The organism is Bdellovibrionales bacterium (assembly GCA_016716765.1).
GTDB lineage: Bacteria > Bdellovibrionota > Bdellovibrionia > Bdellovibrionales > UBA1609 > JADJVA01.
Genome location: JADJVA010000002.1, coordinates 1 through 12,314, shown reverse-complemented (window position 1 = coordinate 12,314; position 12,314 = coordinate 1). Strand labels below are relative to the sequence as shown.

Sequence of the window (12,314 nt, the reverse complement as noted above, 5' to 3'; positions counted from 1 at the left end):
CCCTCGCGGTTTGGGCAGTTTCAGAAATGCTGACGGGAATTCATAAACTTTTCCACCAAACGATGACGGTAAAATTGGCTGATCGCATGATAGGGCAAACCTTGCTAGGTGAAGCTAATGACATATGTGATACTTACAAAATATTGGAGTTTGGCAATGCCATTGGGAGATGAATGATCTGAACAATCCGTTTCAGATTGAAATCACCCAAGATGGCAGTCCGACCTCAGCAGACTAAGGGATTCATCGGGTCTTGGAGAATCCATGCATAATCTTATGAGCTTTTTCTGAAACTATATATATTTACCTTCCCACCTTCAAAGGGCCTTCGAATGGCAAGAGCCAGAAACTCGCTCAAGCCAGTAGGGCTAGACTTGGTTACAATGAACTTCTCTCCGCAGCCTTTACACTTAAAAATTATCCGAACCACCCTGGCGCCTGCTCAGTTACGAAAGTGCGATTTTCGCCGCTACTTCATCAGCTGGCTCGATGAAACCCCATTCTGCAAACCGGACTTTCGACCATTTAAGTTCGATGTTATATTAGGATCGGTGAGTCGCGATAACCCTGACTCAAACCGCTGTCCGGAATCAATTAGCAAGTCGTGGCAGCAGAGAAAACTCTGGATGTCTACTAGACGCTCAAGCCATGTGAACATCCACCATTTCGGGTGCACGGAATTTTACGATGCTTTCATCTCAAACGAGTCCAGAGCCTGGAATGAAAGTAACTTGATCAGTTTTTTTATCCAATTTGCGGACGTCCCTCGCGTTTTGTCTACTTACGCTGCTACCGGATCTCTCGAGCGGGCACCGAAAAGAGCAACTTTCAAAGTTGAATTCGTTCCAGGATTTGGCGGAAAGAGACACAGCACCACGGCGATGAGAGATCGTCATTATTGAAAATCGAACATTAATGTATGATTTTTCTTCTGCCGAAGCCGGCCTTCGAACTTTTGGCTCTTGGCGAGCAATGCTTTCTTGGCTGAGCTAAATGAGCTATGATTTCTGAGACAGCCATTGACGCAGGTGAGTCCCCATTCGCTCCCGGCATTGCGTAGCTTATTTAGTAGATCATATCGTGTTCTGATCCTATGAGCATCTCAGAGTTACCATGTTGATCCAGCCAAACTGAGTCGTGAAAATCTGATGCCTTCCAGATGAATCCTTAACGAGAATATTCTTTAGACCCCAGGAATCAAATTCAAGTCATACTTCTGAGAACCCCTTCTATTCCGAAAATTCAACCGCAGCAATTGATCAGTAAACTCCATCTATCCAATTTAATCTCCAGTCGGGGATGATTTTATCTCTCTGGAACGATAACCTCAAGCTTTCCCTTTTCGCAGCGTGGGATATCCAGCAATTTTACCTGGTTAGCTTTAAGTGTTGGGACAACATCAATTTGCTCAAGACAGCGACTATGAGGCTGAGAAAAATAAAGAGAATACATGACAGAGAAGAAATTCCCTTTCTCGCAGGGTAGGGATCGGTACGTAGGCCTTCGCGAGTCCGCTATTTTCACTATGCCTGGCTACTTTGAGGCTCAAGATTTCTCTACTGCACCAAGATCAGAGGCTATTCCGCCGTTGGCGTCAAAAAGGAATTTCTCCTCGTTAACTAAAAATAGCCCCAAATCCAAGTTTTGAATCTGGAATTGAATCAACATATTCTTGCGCTTCCTTACTATTGGTCAGCTTCCAATGAACTTCAATGGCGGCTTCCTCTACCTCTGATTTCAATTGATGAGGAGCTTCAATTCCTTTTGCAGTAATGAGTACTCCATCAAACGTGATCGATTGATGCTTTCTTGAGGGAGCAATCGTTTGATAAAATTCGTCGCTGACTCGTCTTTCACAGCTGATTTGATCAGTCCCATATTTCCTATATTATGGATAACCGAGGATGCGCTTGCAATGGAGGACCTGGCCAAACTGGCTTTCGTTAAGAGAAATTCTCCGGCAGACAGAAAATGAGAAAACAGAAAAATTCGTTCTCTCACACTTTTCCGAGATATTTTCAAATAGAGCACTGAATGAGCATTGAAAATCACGAACTTCCGATTTCCGTCAGTTTTTCTCTATCGGACGTTTGTGGGTCGGGTTAACGAAGGTAGGGGTTCGTCTCAAAATGGATCGAATCTGCTTGCTCACTCGAGCTTGTTAGAATCTGATATTGTTATGAGTGCAAAAAAGCTAGGTATTTTGTTAGTCCTTCTTTTTCAGTGGCAACCGAAGCAACGGAATGGGGACGAAAGGATCAACTCACGCCTGCGGAGTTAAATGAGCTGATCGGAATAGAAAAAGGTCCTGTTGAGAAATGTCAGTTACCTGGAATTGAACAGGCCATCGGATTCTTCTCGCGTGGTGATCTTATTAATTCCAATAGTCTCCCCTCGGAGTCCCAGGGCCTCTTGAAAATCATGCAGGGCAGAAATCGAGCCTACGCAACTGATGACTTGGTTAAAATACTTGCCGATATTGCAAAAAGCATCTCTCTGGACTTTCCAAATGGGGAGCGACTTCAGATTGGCGATATCAGCGGAGCAGGTGGAGGCCCCCTGGGGCGCCACGGGAGTCATCAAAACGGTCTTGATGTCGATATTGCCTACTATCGCCACAATCACAAAGAACAGAATCCCGATAACGATCTTGGATTTGATGAAGATTTTGCCCCGAGAGGAAAACTCCCTAAACTTTTGACTCAGATCGAAACGGAGAAGTCTTTAGCCGCCTTATTCAGACGGGTCGAGTGAGATCGAATATTTGTCGACGAGGTCATCAAAAGCATTTTTGCCTAAAATGGAAAAATCAAGACTCAGATCAAAAGGTGGCTGCAGTTCTCGGAAGCTTGCGCCCCCTGAAAAACCACCACGATCATTTTCACCTCCGACTGACCTGTCCACCAACAAGTCCACGCTGCATAGAACAGGAACCTCCTCCTGTTGGGACAGGATGTTAGAACTCACCTATCTTGCTCGCGCAGACTCCAGCAACTCCATGATTTCTTTGATCACCAAGCCCTTTTCATTTTTATCATTCGATCCAATCGCCTTCCTGACACAATGATCAATGTGCTGTTCAATGATTTTCTCTTCCAAAGAACCCAATGCCGAACGCACCGCTTTGATTTGAGTCAAAATTTCCATGCAGTAGCGCTTCTCTTCAATCATCTTGGCGATCCCACGAATTTGTCCTTCAAGGCGCTTCAGGCGATTGAGATGACTCGTGTGAGAAGTTCCTTTTTTTCCATTATATGCCTCCAAGATTTTTACTTTTCAATCGAAGGCTATTGAGTACTACAGAGATACTGCTCAAGGCCATAGCTAATGCAGCAAAAACAGGAGGGAGCAGGGTCCCTGTTATCGGAAACAAGACCCCCGCCGCCAATGGAATTCCAAGACCATTGTAGACAAATGATAGAAATAGATTCTGACGAACAACCTTCATGGTGCCCTGGAGATTTTCAAAGCGATCGGCAAAGCTCCAAATCGCCATTAATCAGAGTCATGTCAGCAGATTCAATTGCGATATCCGTTCCAGTGCTCATGGCAATACCTAAATCAGATTGAGCCAGGGCAGGTGCATCATTGATACCATCCCCAGCCATTGCCACCTGTGACCTGCCGATTGCAATTCCTTGACCTTCATAAGTTTGTCCCTGGCAAGACTTCTCCTGCAAATTTCATGATCCCAATTTGGTTCGCCACACTTTCTGCGGCCCTTTGCGAATCCCCTGTCATCATCCAAACTTCAATACCCATTTCTCCAAGTTCACGTACAACCCCAGGAGCCCTCTCTTTATCGGATCAGCCACTGCTATCATCATGACAAGACAAGCTTCTACCGCCACAAACACAGGAGTATGACCCAGTGAGCCCCATTCCTCCAGAGTTCTCATCACTTCTTCGTTGAGTTGGACGGATTCATTGAGCATCAATTTTTGATTGCCCACCAATATTCTCTTTTTTTCTGCAAGCCCTATGATGCCTAAACCTGTTAAGGACTGAAAGCTCTCCACTTCCACGTTCATGCCACCATTATCTTTTGCAAATTCTGAAATCGCTTGACCCAGTGGGTGCTCAGATCGACTCTCCAGGCTCAAGAGCCAGTTGTAAATTTCTTTTTCCAACGACCCCATCATTGTTCAATATTTTGTCACAAGGACTTTTGGATGACCCTCCGTGATTGTTCCTGTTTTCTCCAAAATGATCGCTGTTATCTTTTCACCCACCTCTATTGCCTCAGCACTGCGAAACAAAATTCCTCGCTGAGCTCCTCGACCGATTCCGACGATGATTGCCGTGGGTGTCGCTAATCCCAGGGCGCAGGGACATGCAATGATGAGCACAGAAACAAAGGCAACAAGACCGTAAGTCAATCGAGGCTCGGGCCCTACGAACAACCAGATGCTAAAACTCAAACAAGCCAAAATGAAAACAGTGGGGACAAAAATTGAACTCACTCGATCCGCAAACCGCTCGATGGGAGCCTTCGAATTTTGAGCATCTTGAACCAATCTAATAATTTGAGAAAGGAAAGTTTCGCTCCCAACCTTGCAAGCTCTCATTTGAAAAGCGCCCTTTGATTGAGCGTCCCACCAATGACCTCAGAACCAGACCTTTTCTCTACCGGAATTGGCTCTCCTGTCACCATGGACTCGTCGACGAGCGAATTACCTTCTAACACCGTGCCATCAACAGGAATTCGTTCTCCCGGACGAACCGAAACAGTATCACCAACGACAACATTCTCAATTGCAACCCTTGTAAACTCACCATTGACAACCACCAGAGCTTCTTTGCTCTTCAGCTCAAATAAACCACGTACGGCCATTGAAGTCTTCAGTTTGGCTCTGTTTTCAAGAAATTGGCCGAATAAAATAAATAGCACGATGAATCCAACAGACTCGTAATACACGTGCAGAAAGTCCCTCATATCTAAAGAGATTGGGGCTAAGAGTTAGAACGAGACTATATACAAAGGCCGAGAGGGTTCCCAGTCCCACCAAAGTATTCATGTTGGCATGACCCGTTCTCAGAGTGAGGAACAGACCAAAGATAAATCTCTTCCCAGACCAAAACAATATGGGAAGAACGCACATTAACTGCATCATGTGATTAACAAAAGTCGACCATTCACGAGCAAAAGGAACCAAATCCATTCCCAATAAAAAAAGTGGAATGGTCAAAATTCCCCGCCACAATCATGCGAATTCGCAAATTTTTGTCTTCTTCTGATTGATCATAAGCTTCTCTGAGGTCGATAGGATCTGCACGATCTGAAATTTCTGCGGAGATTGGCGATTGGCCACTTTTTATTTCGATGAATTCGTATCCGATGTCCTTCGCTGTCTTGCGGACGGCGATGAGAGTCGCTTCAATACTCCCCAAGCCTTCCTTGATAATAAGTGTCGCCCGATTGGTCACAAAATTAACTTTGGCGCTTTCAATCTCAGGCATTCGCCTGAGGGACGCCTCAATATTTCTCGCACAAGAAGCGCAGGTCATACCCTGAACCAAGTATTCTTGTCTCACAAAGTAACCTCCAGATCAGATAGCAATTGCAAACGCACAAGCTTAGACCTTCATCTTCAAATCGGCTCAACTTTTTATTATTCTACTATACCCCCATAGGGTATGTCAAAATATCTCAAATGTTGACTGAATCCTCGCAATAACGCATTCTCCGTTCCCATGAGCAGACCTATTGTAACTTTGACAACCACGTTTTCATTTGAAGCCGCACACCGCTTGGTTAAGGGCTATCCAGGACGCTGTCAGAATCTTCATGGCCATTCTTTTCGAATTACCTGTGAAATAAAGGGCTTGCAGCTCAACCAATTTGGCATGCTCAAAGACTTTGCTGACTTTAAGGTCATTAAAGACTGGTGCAAGGAAAACTGGGATCACGCCACGCTCTTGGCTGATTCAGATGAATTGACCATTGAATTTTTAAGATCCACCCACCAGAGGCATTTTGTATTTAGTGACAATCCCACTTCTGAAGTGATCGCACTTTATCTACTTGAAAAATCTGCAGATCTAGGCTTTCCATTGGATGCCGTAACCATCGATGAAACTTGCACTCATTCCTGCACAGTCAGACGCTAAAAAACTGACCCAAGCGATTCGATTCCTGAAGTCGACCCAGCTCATCCAGTTCGATTTTGTGACCATCTTGTGTGGTCACGAACTGGGCTTGCCTAATTGCTTTGACTAAAAGTTCCGTCTTAAATTTGAGATTGGGATACCGACCTTGTCGATTGATAAAATATAAAACCCCCGATTTCAGACAATCAGAAAAAAGGGCCAAACCACAATCATCCTGACGCTCAATAAAAAGATCCGACAAAGACTGGTCCCTTTCAAGTTTCAGTCCTTTAAGGTGATTAAAAATTCGATTCACAATAAAAAGGGTATAAATGTCTTGACGAGAAAAACTCTCAGATTCATGTGCAACTGCGGTGGTGCGAGCTTTGAAATGATCTGCTTCGCTCAGTGAATTTCCCAATTTAAGGGCCATTGGCGATTGGGGCGTCAGATAAAATATAGAAGCACCTAAAAGCACCGGCAGTCGAATATTGAAAGCTAAAGTCTGCATCATGCTGTCTAGATTTTCGTTCGGCAATCCTAAAATTTGATAAGACACAATATGAAATCCCAAAGAATGCGCCCTGTGAACGACTCGTGTATATGCCTCGAGGGTATGAGGACGCTTCGTGGTTTCCCGTACCACTTTATCGGAGCTGACCAAAGCCAAATTGAGATGAGTAAATCCTGCCTTCCACATGAGTTCAAGTAGCTCATCATCAAGACTCAAATAACTGATTCCATTCATCGCCACAAATTGCATTTCTCGGTTGGGAAATCTCTCAATCAAAGCGCCACACAGGCGCTTCATTTCATCCTTATAAAAAGTGAGATTATCGTCTTCAAAATCAATGACGCGATAACCCTGCTCATATCGAAGTTCGATCTCACACAAAACATCCTCGGGAGAGCGCCTCCGATATCGATGACCAAAAGTCAAATGAACCGAGCAGAAGGAACACTTATGGGGGCAACTTCGCGAAGTAATCATAAAAGCCAGAGGGAGGTGACCGTATTTGTAAGTTCCTAATGAGAATGACCCAAGATCTGGATAAGGTAGCTCCCCAATATCAAAGTTCTCCTTGATTGGATTAAATTGGAGCTCCCCATTGATTTTATATCCGAGACCTCCGACCTCTGTTATCGCCAGCTTTCCCTGAAGGAAAGATACAAAATCAACGATAGATTTTTCACCCTCTCCGCGGATGATAAAATCCACTGAGTCGTGTTGCAATACAGATTCTGGTACAGCAGAGACATGCGAACCTCCCATGAGCACCGGAATGTTTCGAAAATTCTTTACCCTTTTGGAAATTTCGTGAGCTTCCCGAAAGTAGGGAGTAAACAAACAGGATACACCAACGAGATCGGGCTGAATTCTCGCAATGTCGTCAGCGATCAGATCGAAGCTCGCGCCGAAGTGATAATAATTATAAAAGTAGAAAATGGACTTCGATCTAAAATCGAATAATATTCGCGAAGATATTCAAGCTCTTTCGGCCACCGCAGAGTTTGGCGTCCATATCCAGTATGATAGTCCCGAATGACAACTTCAACCTCAGGATGATGTTTCTGAAGGGCTGCTTTGAGATACGCAAGCCCAATTGGTTGCAAACGCAACTGAGTCTCATAAAAATCCTGAATGGGAGGCTGAATGAAGAGAATTCTCAAGAAGCGCCACCCGAGACAGGCCCTGAACAAATACAGCTTTCGGCGCCAAATGCTAAGAATCGTAATATGATCAAATACATGTCATCAGTTCTAAACTGAATGGCATGGAAAGGGAAGGTCTATGATGGCGGATCCGAAGCTGACAACCTTGCCGGATCAACAAGTCGTTTGAACTTTCACATTTTAAAGTCAGCTTTTTGTTTAGACTGAGTGCACGACCAACAATGACGATATTCAAAAGTCTAGTGTAATCGAAATTCAACTTAACACTGACCGACTGCTGACGGAAACACACCACTCTATTCATATATGCTCATAGCGTCCAATGTTCGCAACAGACAACACACGGAGGTTTTTCATATGATGAATGTTCAGACGAAGGAATTTAGAAAACCACGATCTCGGGATATTTTTGACTTCATAAATATTCGGCAGGCATCTTGTCTCGACGACAATCACGTCGCTGACCTTCTCGTGAAATCGTTCACTGAAACCTACGCACAAAAACTTCCACAGATTGTTACTCCCCAGCAAAGAATTTCAGAACTTCGAGACATTAAGAGCCGGAGAGAGAATGGCGAAGTCTGTGTACTTGAACTTGGATATCGGATCATTGGAACCTTTTCGCTAGTTAATCCTGATTCAAACCTGTCGGAGTGTTGGATCCAGAAGGCAGCCAACCTCAGATGCCTGGCTATTGACCCAGAATTTCATGGTCTTGGTTTTTCAGAGGTTCTCCTGACCGAATCAGAACGGATCGCGCGTTCTTGGTCGCTGACCTTCATTTGTCTGCACGTACAGAAAGGTGCAGATGGTGTCGCAAACCTTTACAAAAAGAGAGGCTACATTCGCGATCCTCACGGAGATTTCCAAAGTCATGGACTACCTGTCGAGGCCTATTTTCTGCCTTTAAGCGAAATCGGCATGCCTCTGGCAGATCAGTAGATGTTCTTAAAAAATGGAACCGCCGAAGCTATTGAGTTGAGTGGGAGCGCTATCGTAGAGCAACGCGGCCAAACAGCCATTCTTGTCGCCTGCATCTTTTCGGCGGCGACGGGCGCCGCGTTTTTTGCGGCCCATCAAGAAGATCCAAGTTTTTCGAGTTTGGCTGGAAGCTTTGTTCGGGTGATAGCGAATCTCCTTTTCATCTCACTTCCGTTTATAAGAACAAATTGTCGGCTCATTTTATCTCCGCTTAGGCATAGAGCTCTCTGGCTATGGGGAGTGTTCGGTGCGATGACGGTTACGACCTATTTTGCGGCAGTCGCCTTAGTTGGTAGCGGCCAAACTGCATTCTTGGGGGCGAGCAGCGGCATTTTTATCGCCGCTCTTTCGCCTTTGATCGCGAGGCAGAGGGTCAACCCGCTGAACTGGCTTGCCATAGTAGGTTCCATCTTCGGTCTTTATATGATGTGTGCCAATGTAAAAATCGATGGTTCCTTTCTTGGAGCAGTCCTCGCTATCGCCTCGGGATTGTTTGGCGCCTTAGCCTACCTGATGATTGCTCGAACCAAATCTACCTACTCTACGTCGCAAATCATGATGACATGGTGTCTGTCCGCGATCACCGCACATCTGCTTATCTTCTGTTTTCACAATGTCACGTGGCCGACGAGACCAGGAGTTTGGTCGCTGCTGCTCTTGGCAGGTCTCGCGGCAAGTCTGTCCCAACACCTGACCACATATGCATTTCAACGAGCACCCGCGAGTCAGATTGCATCGCTCAGTTATCTCGCTCCGGTGCTGAGTCTCATCCTCGACATGATATTATTTGGATTTATACCCACCGCAACTGCCGGAATCGGCGCCTCCATTATTTTTACCTTCGGTGTTGTCGTGCCGGTTCTCAAACGAACTTAGCTAGAATGCTTCACCTTTTCGCATTCGGATCCTTGATAGCCGAAACAACTTTCCAGCGATGGCGGGAATTCAATTTTGACTTGAAAAAAAAGACTGAACTATCTCCTTTGGCAACCATTCCGCACGGTAAATCTGGTTAGGTATATCGAATTTTTCCCTTCCTATGGAGGCGCGCCATTTCCACACCACAGAACCTTGCGGGGTCACTTCGATGATGGAACTGTTTTTGCAACCATAAGAAATTAGGGTGTTTCCATTTCTTAGCCTCTGTGCTGATCCAAATCGATCACAATACATTTCACCATTAGGCTTTTCTGTGAAAGCCCAAACCGTTTGGTGGGTGATCGGATCAATTTCAAGTACCCATGATGCGGGCTTCTGATTGTCGTTTTTTACGATGTTAGCGAACATCAAAATATTCCCATTTTCCAACCATCGAGGGGTATGCAAGCCGAACTGTGCACCCTTATGAACCCACACAATATGCCGAGTCTTCCGGTCAACAATAAAAGCGACGCCGTTATGGTGATCTGTCGTGAGAATATTTCCAGCAGAAAATTGTGGATGTGAACTTTCCAATTCGTTGGGTGGAATTATCTGGACTGCATTCATGTGAGTGACATTGAGAAACCCCTCTTCTGGAGTTCCTTTTCCAGAAGTGTAAGGAGCCACTAGCCCGCCTAAAAGTTTAGAAAGTTCACTGAGGTGTTCCGCCATACTCCAGCGAAAAATTTCTCTACCCTGGGAACTTAGACCAAGAATATAATCTACTTTTACCGTTTGATTTCCAGTCTTATCAAGATCAAGTCCCTTGGCCCAAATGGATTGATCGATCGGAGAAATGGAAATATCGTGCGTTACTGCCGCTGGGAATTTCCAATCAACAGACCTCCCCTTGTATTTTATAATCTCTTCTTTACCTTCGATACTAACAATTTTTGAAACAACGCTTCCATCATCAAGAATTCTACAGAGATTGCCAGGAATAATTCCCTGTCGGGAGCCATCCATTTTTAAAAGGAGGCATTCCATTCCTGGCGAGTTTAATAAAATATATCCATCTTCAGTAGAAATACTACCCGAAGACCATTGAACGACTCCTCTTTCAGAAATTTCGTTCAAAAATGATTGGTGATTTGAGCTTGTCACAGAAATATTCAGGCTTGCGATGAGGGCTAAGACAATTAGCCCAGGGAAAACCTCCACAAGGAGAATCTTAAAGATACGATTTCGACGCATAAGACAGTGCTTTTTCCAATCGAAAAACCTTGTGCCAAATAATGTGATAATTGATAATATTTTATCGGGTTGTTTGAGACAAGGGTCCCATGGGAACCCCTAGGCTTTAACCCAGGCTGGAAGGAGCACTCCCCTAAGGCGAGTCAAGAAGTTAATTTTGGTCCATTTGAACTGATGAGTAATTTGAATTCGCGATTTGTCAGTAAATTTATAGTCTCTGAGTCCTGAACAAAAACAATCTTTATTTCCCCACAATCAATTTGTTGGCGAATTTGCTCTGATTTTCTTTCAAAGGACACTTCGACAGATCCGTAGTCAGTTCCCTCGCGCAAGATAAAATTTTCGATAATTCCCGCGATAGCCTCATCAGAAAGCTGTTCAAGCTGAATCTCGATAGGAATTTCATCACTTTTTAAATCAAACATTAGGGGCTCTCCACGGTTGGGGCATTTCCGGCTCTCCACGATTCGCAGTGGAATGCGACTTTGCCTTCGTCAACGTGGTACCCGGGACAGGACTTGAACCTGCACACCTTACGGCACTAGATCCTAAGTCTAGCGTGTCTGCCAATTCCACCACCCGGGCACAATTTTCTTGCTCAAAAACCCTGTGAAAGCCTTCGATCTCTATTTGCTAATGAGTTTCCTATAATCAGGTGCTTGCATCAAATTGGCAAGTTCCTTCTCTGTGTCCATTTCGATTCGAACCATCCATCCCTCATTCATTGGATCATCGTTAATAGTTCCAGGCGAATCACCCAATGAAGCATTGACCTCAATGACAGTCCCTGAAACAGGAGCGTAAAGATCATTGGCAGCCTTAACACTTTCAATCACTCCAAACGGCTCGCCTTGGGTTGCTTTTCACCTTCTTCAGGAAGCTCGACATAGACAATCTCACCCAACTGATCCTGAGCAAACTCTGTCACACCAACAGTGACCACATTTTCATCCACTTGAGCCCATTCATGTTCTTTAGTGTAATAGTTTTCTTCAGGAATCTGATAAGTTGCCATTTTTCTCCATCTCCTTGCTTTTCTCAAAGCTCAAAATTTCAAAGCACAAACGGTGTCTTAACAATGATCGCTTAACTTTCGACCCCTTATCTCTACCATTAAATCGGCTCCGATTTCTGCCAGATCAGCCCTGACGTAACCCACGCCAATATTTTCATTGAGACTGGGTGAAACCGTTCCACTTGTTACCTTGCCGATTTCTTTATTGTCAAAAGAAACAACTTGTAACCCTGTCGAGCTATCCCACGATCCACCATTTTGAATCCAATGAGCTTTGATTTTAGTCCTGAGGCCTTAATCGCACAAATTGGTTCTCTCCCAATAAAGTCCTTCTTGTCGGGCTTTACAACCCAACCTTAAACCTGCTTCATAAGGATTTGTCTGGTCATCAATTTCATGCCCATACAAGGATACTTCATCTCCGTACGCAGAGTGTCCT

Annotated in this window: 16 protein-coding genes, 1 tRNA gene and 3 pseudogenes; 6 read left to right on the top strand and 14 right to left on the bottom strand. The window is 44.7% G+C overall.

Features of this window, described 5'->3' with window-relative positions; genetic code table 11:
- Positions 1-626: 626 nt before the first annotated feature.
- The 3 genes from IPL83_00905 (at position 627) to IPL83_00895 (ending at position 2,960) form a co-directional block, all read left to right on the top strand.
- Complete coding sequence (locus IPL83_00905; protein ID MBK9037712.1) at positions 627-902, top strand: hypothetical protein; 276 nt, start codon at positions 627-629, stop codon at positions 900-902.
- A gap of 1,321 nt (positions 903-2,223) precedes the next feature.
- Positions 2,224-2,754: a penicillin-insensitive murein endopeptidase gene (locus tag IPL83_00900; protein ID MBK9037711.1), complete on the top strand. Its 531-nt coding sequence runs from the start codon at positions 2,224-2,226 to the stop codon at positions 2,752-2,754.
- Complete coding sequence (locus tag IPL83_00895; GenBank protein ID MBK9037710.1) at positions 2,736-2,960, top strand: penicillin-insensitive murein endopeptidase; 225 nt, start codon at positions 2,736-2,738, stop codon at positions 2,958-2,960. Before IPL83_00900 ends, IPL83_00895 begins: the two co-directional genes overlap by 19 nt.
- 7 nt (positions 2,961-2,967) lie before the next feature.
- Here IPL83_00895 and IPL83_00890 read toward each other — a convergent pair whose 3' ends face one another.
- The 8 genes from IPL83_00890 to IPL83_00855 all read right to left on the bottom strand — a co-directional run bounded on the left by IPL83_00890 (position 2,968) and on the right by IPL83_00855 (position 5,535).
- The gene (locus IPL83_00890) at positions 2,968-3,264 is read right to left on the bottom strand and encodes a metal-sensitive transcriptional regulator (protein MBK9037709.1); all 297 of its coding nucleotides are present in this window, start codon (positions 3,262-3,264) and stop codon (positions 2,968-2,970) included.
- Positions 3,251-3,448, bottom strand: coding sequence for a hypothetical protein (locus IPL83_00885; protein MBK9037708.1), 198 nt, complete (start codon positions 3,446-3,448; stop codon positions 3,251-3,253). Before IPL83_00885 ends, IPL83_00890 begins: the two co-directional genes overlap by 14 nt.
- 16 nt (positions 3,449-3,464) lie before the next feature.
- Positions 3,465-3,614, bottom strand: coding sequence for an HAD hydrolase family protein (locus IPL83_00880; GenBank protein ID MBK9037707.1), 150 nt, complete (start codon positions 3,612-3,614; stop codon positions 3,465-3,467).
- Positions 3,615-3,645: 31 nt separating this feature from the next.
- Positions 3,646-3,762, bottom strand: a complete 117-nt coding sequence (locus IPL83_00875; protein ID MBK9037706.1) for a hypothetical protein — start codon at positions 3,760-3,762, stop codon at positions 3,646-3,648.
- On the bottom strand, positions 3,741-4,130 hold the full coding sequence (locus IPL83_00870; GenBank protein ID MBK9037705.1) for an HAD family hydrolase: 390 nt from the start codon (positions 4,128-4,130) through the stop codon (positions 3,741-3,743). Before IPL83_00870 ends, IPL83_00875 begins: the two co-directional genes overlap by 22 nt.
- Before the next feature lie 15 nt (positions 4,131-4,145).
- The gene (locus IPL83_00865) at positions 4,146-4,568 is read right to left on the bottom strand and encodes an HAD-IC family P-type ATPase (protein ID MBK9037704.1); all 423 of its coding nucleotides are present in this window, start codon (positions 4,566-4,568) and stop codon (positions 4,146-4,148) included.
- Positions 4,565-4,918, bottom strand: coding sequence for an HAD-IC family P-type ATPase (locus tag IPL83_00860; GenBank protein MBK9037703.1), 354 nt, complete (start codon positions 4,916-4,918; stop codon positions 4,565-4,567). The genes IPL83_00865 and IPL83_00860 overlap by 4 nt, the downstream gene beginning before the upstream one ends.
- 218 nt (positions 4,919-5,136) lie before the next feature.
- A complete protein-coding gene (locus tag IPL83_00855) occupies positions 5,137-5,535 on the bottom strand; it encodes a heavy-metal-associated domain-containing protein (protein MBK9037702.1) in 399 nt (132 codons plus the stop codon).
- A gap of 180 nt (positions 5,536-5,715) precedes the next feature.
- Between IPL83_00855 and IPL83_00850 the strand changes: the two genes are divergently transcribed.
- The gene (locus IPL83_00850; GenBank protein MBK9037701.1) at positions 5,716-6,111 is read left to right on the top strand and encodes a 6-pyruvoyl tetrahydropterin synthase family protein; all 396 of its coding nucleotides are present in this window, start codon (positions 5,716-5,718) and stop codon (positions 6,109-6,111) included.
- Here the strand turns inward: IPL83_00850 and IPL83_00845 are convergent.
- A pseudogene (locus IPL83_00845) lies at positions 6,101-7,761 on the bottom strand (B12-binding domain-containing radical SAM protein). The gene IPL83_00850 and the pseudogene IPL83_00845 sit on opposite strands and share 11 nt — an antisense overlap.
- Before the next feature lie 360 nt (positions 7,762-8,121).
- Between IPL83_00845 and IPL83_00840 the strand changes: the two are divergent.
- Complete coding sequence (locus tag IPL83_00840) at positions 8,122-8,706, top strand: GNAT family N-acetyltransferase (GenBank protein MBK9037700.1); 585 nt, start codon at positions 8,122-8,124, stop codon at positions 8,704-8,706.
- The gene (locus IPL83_00835; protein ID MBK9037699.1) at positions 8,707-9,621 is read left to right on the top strand and encodes a DMT family transporter; all 915 of its coding nucleotides are present in this window, start codon (positions 8,707-8,709) and stop codon (positions 9,619-9,621) included.
- 69 nt (positions 9,622-9,690) lie between these two features.
- Here the strand turns inward: IPL83_00835 and IPL83_00830 are convergent, their stop codons facing one another.
- The 5 genes and pseudogenes from IPL83_00830 to IPL83_00810 form a co-directional block, all read right to left on the bottom strand.
- Positions 9,691-10,860 carry a hypothetical protein gene (locus IPL83_00830; protein MBK9037698.1) on the bottom strand — a complete coding sequence of 390 codons (1,170 nt, stop codon included), beginning with the start codon at positions 10,858-10,860 and terminating at the stop codon, positions 9,691-9,693.
- A 143-nt stretch (positions 10,861-11,003) separates the two neighbouring features.
- Positions 11,004-11,285: a YheU family protein gene (locus IPL83_00825; protein ID MBK9037697.1), complete on the bottom strand. Its 282-nt coding sequence runs from the start codon at positions 11,283-11,285 to the stop codon at positions 11,004-11,006.
- Positions 11,286-11,360: 75 nt separating this feature from the next.
- Positions 11,361-11,445, bottom strand: a tRNA-Leu gene (locus IPL83_00820).
- Positions 11,446-11,486: 41 nt separating this feature from the next.
- Positions 11,487-11,875 (bottom strand): annotated as a pseudogene (gene gcvH, locus IPL83_00815) (glycine cleavage system protein GcvH).
- A 38-nt stretch (positions 11,876-11,913) separates the two neighbouring features.
- Positions 11,914-12,314: pseudogene (locus IPL83_00810) on the bottom strand (glycine cleavage system protein T).